The following is a 5516-nucleotide window of genomic DNA, read 5'->3' on the forward strand; positions in this document are numbered from 1 at the left end:
TTTGCACCACTCTAAAAAGGAGTAGCGAAGTAGAACAGTTGAGTTTAAGTTAAGTTGTTAAGGAGGGTATAAAACTTCTTTTAACATTCTTTAAATAAAAACTTGCAGATTAAGAAAAACTTCTTATCTTTGCAATCCCAAATCGAGAGAGATGGGGAGCGAAGTAGGAGCGATTGAATGATATGATAAGGAGATTACTGGTAATTAAAAATACTTTTAAAATTCTATAAAAAACATTTGGTCAATTAGAAAAAACTTTATACTTTTGCACTCGCAATTCGGGACGAACGACAGAAAGAGTTTCCGGATATACGCGAAAAGAAGAATCGATCATTGACATACAAATAACAACCAAAAAAGTAAGGAAAAACTAAACGTTAATAACTTTGAGTGAGTCAGACAAACATACAATGGAGAGTTTGATCCTGGCTCAGGATGAACGCTAGCGGGAGGCCTAACACATGCAAGCCGAGCGGTATTTATTCTTCGGAATAGAGAGAGCGGCGTACGGGTGCGTAACACGTGTGCAACCTACCTTTATCAGGGGAATAGCCTTTCGAAAGGAAGATTAATACTCCATAATATATGAACAGGCATCTGATTATATTGAAAACTCCGGTGGATAGAGATGGGCACGCGCAAGATTAGATAGTTGGTGAGGTAACGGCTCACCAAGTCTGTGATCTTTAGGGGTCCTGAGAGGGAGATCCCCCACACTGGTACTGAGACACGGACCAGACTCCTACGGGAGGCAGCAGTGAGGAATATTGGACAATGGGTGAAAGCCTGATCCAGCCATCCCGCGTGAAGGATGACGGTCCTATGGATTGTAAACTTCTTTTGTATAGGGATAAACCATTCTACGTGTAGAATGCTGAAGGTACTATACGAATAAGCACCGGCTAACTCCGTGCCAGCAGCCGCGGTAATACGGAGGGTGCAAGCGTTATCCGGATTTATTGGGTTTAAAGGGTCCGCAGGCGGGCCGATAAGTCAGTGGTGAAATCTCATAGCTTAACTATGAAACTGCCGTTGATACTGTCGGTCTTGAGTAAATTAGAGGTAGCTGGAATAAGTAGTGTAGCGGTGAAATGCATAGATATTACTTAGAACACCAATTGCGAAGGCAGGTTACCATGATTTAACTGACGCTGAGGGACGAAAGCGTGGGGAGCGAACAGGATTAGATACCCTGGTAGTCCACGCCGTAAACGATGCTAACTCGTTTTTGGGGCGCAAGCTTCAGAGACCAAGCGAAAGTGATAAGTTAGCCACCTGGGGAGTACGTTCGCAAGAATGAAACTCAAAGGAATTGACGGGGGCCCGCACAAGCGGTGGATTATGTGGTTTAATTCGATGATACGCGAGGAACCTTACCAAGACTTAAATGGGAATTGACAGGTTTAGAAATAGACTCTCCTTCGGGCAATTTTCAAGGTGCTGCATGGTTGTCGTCAGCTCGTGCCGTGAGGTGTTAGGTTAAGTCCTGCAACGAGCGCAACCCCTGTCACTAGTTGCTAACATTCAGTTGAGGACTCTAGTGAGACTGCCTACGCAAGTAGAGAGGAAGGTGGGGATGACGTCAAATCATCACGGCCCTTACGTCTTGGGCCACACACGTAATACAATGGCCGGTACAGAGGGCAGCTACACAGCGATGTGATGCAAATCTCGAAAGCCGGTCTCAGTTCGGATTGGAGTCTGCAACTCGACTCTATGAAGCTGGAATCGCTAGTAATCGCGCATCAGCCATGGCGCGGTGAATACGTTCCCGGGCCTTGTACACACCGCCCGTCAAGCCATGGAAGTTTGGGGTACCTGAAGTCGGTGACCGTAACAGGAGCTGCCTAGGGTAAAACAAGTAACTAGGGCTAAGTCGTAACAAGGTAGCCGTACCGGAAGGTGCGGCTGGAACATCTCATTTTTGAGACTCTTCGTTAGGAGAGTATAAACAAACAACACGATACGCAAGTATCAGAGCACTTGCTCAGAGTTAAGTTTAGTTTTTCTTTATTTGGTTGCTATTTATAAAAAACATACCCACTAGGATTAGTAATCAGGGAAAAGAGAGAGGTTTTAGATTATAGAGGATAGATTTTAGATTTAAATAATAATTTAAAATTTAAAATTTAGAATTTAGAATCACATGAAGTCTCGTAGCTCAGCTGGTTAGAGCGCTACACTGATAATGTAGAGGTCGGCAGTTCGAGCCTGCCCGAGACTACTAATAAATAGAAGATAGATGTTAGACAATAGATACAATTCGAAAGGATTTCATCTAAAATCTAAAATTGAACATCTAAAATCTAACACTAGCGGGGAATTAGCTCAGTTGGCTAGAGCGCCTGCCTTGCACGCAGGAGGTCAAGGGTTCGACTCCCTTATTCTCCACAAGTTATAGCAATATAACGAGAACAAGTTACAGCAATGTAACAAAACGCTTCACAAGAGGAGCAAGAATAGAAGATATTAACATTACGATTTAAGAATTATGCCGATAGGAGGCAGAACCGACTAAGATATTAGGAAGTTTGGATAGGATCGAGACCTATATTATTCACGTATTAAGCGTTTAATTTAAAAGTGACGGAAAGAGCCAAAAACAATTTCTGTTTATTAGACAATTAGTAAGATACAAGATCATTGACATTAACGATAAAGAAATCACAAAGAGAAAACCGAGCACTTTCGAGTGCCGAGTTTAAATAAAACTAGTTTAACAATTTATTGTTAGACAAAAACTGAACTAATTATATATTAGGAAAGAAATCGTTAAGGGCGTATGGCGGATGCCTAGGCTTTCAGAGGCGAAGAAGGACGTGGTAAGCTGCGAAAAGCTGCGGGGATCGGCACACACGAATTGATCCGCAGATGTCCGAATGGGGCAACCCGGCTGGTTGAAGACCAGTCACTCCGCAAGGAGAGCAAACCCGGAGAACTGAAACATCTAAGTACCCGGAGGAAAAGAAATCGAAGAGATTCCGTAAGTAGTGGCGAGCGAACGCGGATTAGCCCAAAAGTCTTTATATGTTTAGAAGAATGTTCTGGAAAGAACAGCCATAGAGGGTGATAGCCCCGTATTTTAAAGGCATACATAGATGATAAATGAGTAGGGCGGGACACGTGAAATCCTGTCTGAATATGGGGGGACCATCCTCCAAGGCTAAATACTCCTGAAAGACCGATAGTGAACAAGTACTGTGAAGGAAAGGTGAAAAGCACTTCGAATAGAAGGGTGAAAGAGAACCTGAAACCGTACGCCTACAAGCGGTCGGAGCCCACAAGTTGGGTGACGGCGTGCCTTTTGCATAATGAGCCTACGAGTTAATTTTACTAGCGAGCTTAAGTACTTCAGGTACGGAGGCGGAGCGAAAGCGAGTCTGAATAGGGCGCTTAGTTAGTAGGATTAGACGCGAAACCTTGTGATCTACCCATGGGCAGGTTGAAGCTTTGGTAACACAAAGTGGAGGACCGAACCGGTTGACGTTGAAAAGTCTTCGGATGACTTGTGGGTAGGGGTGAAAGGCCAATCAAACTGGGAGATAGCTCGTACTCCCCGAAATGCATTTAGGTGCAGCGTTGCGACAAGTTTATTAGAGGTAGAGCTACTGATTGGATGCGGGGGAGTCAAATCCTACCAATTCCTGACAAACTCCGAATGCTAATAAATGTTTCGCAGCAGTGAGGGCATGGGTGCTAAGGTCCATGTCCGAGAGGGAAAGAACCCGGACCAACAGCTAAGGTCCCCAAATCTATACTAAGTTGAAATAACGCGGTTGAACTGCATTGACAGCTAGGATGTTGGCTTGGAAGCAGCCATTCATTTAAAGAGTGCGTAACAGCTCACTAGTCGAGCGGTTCGGCATGGATAATAATCGGGCATAAGTATAGTACCGAAGCTATGGATTTATAATTTTTGAATTATATCTGGTAGGGGAGCATTCTGTTTGCACAGAAGCAGTATCGTGAGGTATTGTGGAGCGTACAGAAAAGAAAATGTAGGCATAAGTAACGATAAAGGGGGCGAGAAACCCCCTCACCGAAAGACTAAGGTTTCCTCAGCCATGCTAATCAGCTGAGGGTTAGTCGGGACCTAACGCGAACCCGAAAGGGGAAGTGGATGGATAATGGGTTAATATTCCCATACTTGCTCACACTAAAAAGGGGACGGAGTGCCGTACTTACTGGAGACTGACGGAATAGTCAAGACCTAGCCTTCGGGCGAAGTTGTTGTAGGGAAAGTGCTTCCAAGAAAAGCCGAAGTGAAGCAACTCGTACCAAAACCGACACAGGTAGTCGAGGAGAGAATCCTAAGGTGCTAGAGTGAATCATGGTTAAGGAACTAGGCAAAATAGTCTCGTAACTTCGGAAGAAGGGACGCCAGCAGCAATGCTGGCCTCAGTAAAGAGGCCCAGGCGACTGTTTATCAAAAACACAGGACTCTGCTAAATCGAAAGATGCTGTATAGGGTCTGACACCTGCCCGGTGCTGGAAGGTTAAGGAAGGTTGTTAGCGTAAGCGAAGCAATTAACTGAAGCCCCAGTAAACGGCGGCCGTAACTATAACGGTCCTAAGGTAGCGAAATTCCTTGTCGGGTAAGTTCCGACCTGCACGAATGGTGTAACGATCTGGGCACTGTCTCAACCATGAGCTCTGTGAAATTGTAGTCTCGGTGAAGATGCCGAGTACCCGCAATGGGACGAAAAGACCCTGTGAACCTTTACTATAACTTCGTATTGACTTTGAATAAACAATGTGTAGGATAGGTGGGAGGCTTTGAAGCGGGCACGCTAGTGTCAGTGGAGCCAACGTTGAAATACCACCCTTTGTTTATTTGGAGCCTAACTTCCTAACGGAAGGACACTGCGTGGTGGGTAGTTTGACTGGGGTGGTCGCCTCCAAAAGAGTAACGGAGGCTTTCAAAGGTACCCTCAGCACGCTTGGTAACCGTGCGTAGAGTGTAATGGCATAAGGGTGCTTGACTGTGAGACCTACAAGTCGATCAGGTGCGAAAGCAGGACATAGTGATCCGGTGGTTCCGTATGGAAGGGCCATCGCTCATAGGATAAAAGGTACTCCGGGGATAACAGGCTAGTCTCCCCCAAGAGCTCATATCGACGGGGAGGTTCGGCACCTCGATGTCGGCTCGTCACATCCTGGGGCTGGAGAAGGTCCCAAGGGTTGGGCTGTTCGCCCATTAAAGTGGCACGCGAGCTGGGTTCAGAACGTCGTGAGACAGTTCGGTCTCTATCTATTGCGGGCGTTAGATGTTTGAGAGGGCTTGAATCTAGTACGAGAGGACCGATTTGAACAAACCTCTGGTGTATCAGTTGTTCCGCCAGGAGCACCGCTGAGTAGCTACGTTTGGAAAGGATAAGCACTGAAAGCATATAAGTGCGAAACCTGCCTCAAGATGAGACATCTTTTAAGGGTCGTTGGAGATGACAACGTTGATAGGCTATAGGTGTAAAGGCAGCAATGTCATAGCCGAGTAGTACTAATTACCCGTAGATTTA

At 45.6% G+C, this 5516-nt stretch carries 2 tRNA genes and 2 rRNA genes; all 4 read left to right on the forward strand.

Annotation, left to right across the window (positions count from 1 at the left end):
- Nucleotides 1-407 precede the first annotated feature (407 nt).
- A 16S ribosomal RNA gene (locus tag PUH65_RS14700) occupies nt 408-1924 on the forward strand.
- Between the two features lie 226 nt (nt 1925-2150).
- Nucleotides 2151-2224, forward strand: a tRNA-Ile gene (locus PUH65_RS14705).
- Between the two features lie 93 nt (nt 2225-2317).
- A tRNA-Ala gene (locus PUH65_RS14710) sits at nt 2318-2391 on the forward strand.
- A gap of 371 nt (nt 2392-2762) precedes the next feature.
- Nucleotides 2763-5516, forward strand: a 23S ribosomal RNA gene (locus tag PUH65_RS14715).
- The 16S and 23S rRNA genes sit together here with 2 tRNA genes alongside, the layout of an rRNA operon.

The organism is Kaistella sp. SH40-3, from assembly GCF_030686865.1.
GTDB lineage: Bacteria > Bacteroidota > Bacteroidia > Flavobacteriales > Weeksellaceae > Kaistella.